General features: G+C 68.9%; 2 protein-coding genes. Both read left to right on the forward strand.

Features of this window, described 5'->3' with window-relative positions; all coding sequences use genetic code 11:
• Window positions 1–259, forward strand: a 259-nt coding sequence (locus tag H5411_RS46515) for an aldolase/citrate lyase family protein (protein WP_246370561.1), incomplete at its 5' end; no start/stop codon positions are given.
• 22 nt (window positions 260–281) lie between these two features.
• Window positions 282–1157 (forward strand): amidohydrolase family protein (locus H5411_RS46520; RefSeq protein ID WP_183128028.1); only part of this gene is annotated, 876 nt, incomplete at its 3' end.

Raw genomic sequence — 1157 nt, forward strand, 5'->3', positions numbered from 1 at the left:
AATCGGGCTCGTGCTCATCGGCGAGGGCGACCTCAGCCAGGAGCTGGGCGTGCCGCGGCAGCTGGAACACCCGCTGATGGCCGAGGCCCGGCGGCGGATCGTCGCGGTCTGCCGGGAGCACGACGTCGTCGTCGGGCATCCGCACGTCACCGCCCGCAACGCGGAAGAGGTCCTCGGCGAGGGCTACCGCTTCCTCATGACCGCACCAGTGCGCAGCTATCCCGGCCTCGACCGGGCCCGCGAGCTGGCCGGGCGCTGACCGAACCCCAGGAGGGAATCCCGTGATCATCGACTGCCACGGTCACTTCACCACGGCACCGGCCGCGCTCGGCCGCTGGCGCGAACGGCAGATCAAAAGCTTCGAAGACGCCGGTGCCCGCGTCTCCCCCGACGAGCTGCGCATCGAGGACGACGAGATCCGCACCGCGATCGAGAACGGCCAGCTCAAACTGCAGCGCGAGCGCGGCACCGATCTCACGCTGTTCTCCCCCGGTGCCGGGAAAATGGCCCACCACTACGGCGACGCGGAAACCAGCCGCGTGTGGTCGCAGGTGAGCAACAACCTCATCGCCCGCGTCTGCGGCCTGTTCCCGGACAATTTCGCCGGGGTGTGCCAGCTGCCGCAGTCTCCCGGCGACGCGCTCGCCGAGTCCGTCCGCGCGTCGACTGTCGAACTCGAGCGATGCGTGACCGAGCTCGGCTTCGTCGGCTGCCTGCTCAACCCCGACCCGTCCGACGGATATTGGCAGGCGCCGCCGCTGACCGACCGGGTCTACTACCCCTTGTACGAGAAGATGGCGGAACTGGACGTGCCCGCGATGGTGCACGTCGCGATGTCGCGCAACCCGGCCGTGCAAGGCACCTGCGCGCACTACCTCAACGGCGACACCGCGGCGTTCATGCAGCTGTGCGAGTCCGACCTGTTCACCGATTTCCCCACCCTGCGGCTGATCCTGCCGCACGGCGGCGGCGCGGTGCCGTACCACTGGGGCCGCTACCGCGGGATGATGCTCGACCGAGGCCGGCCGCCGCTCGAGGAAGCGTTGCTGGGCAACGTTTTCTTCGACACCTGCGTGTACCACCGGCGCGGTCTCGAACTGCTCACCGACATAGTGCCCTCCGCGAACGTGCTGTTCGCTTCGGAGATGATCGGAGCC

Origin of the sequence: Amycolatopsis echigonensis (genome assembly GCF_014174495.1) — a bacterium.
In the GTDB taxonomy this organism is placed as follows: domain Bacteria; phylum Actinomycetota; class Actinomycetes; order Mycobacteriales; family Pseudonocardiaceae; genus Amycolatopsis; species Amycolatopsis echigonensis.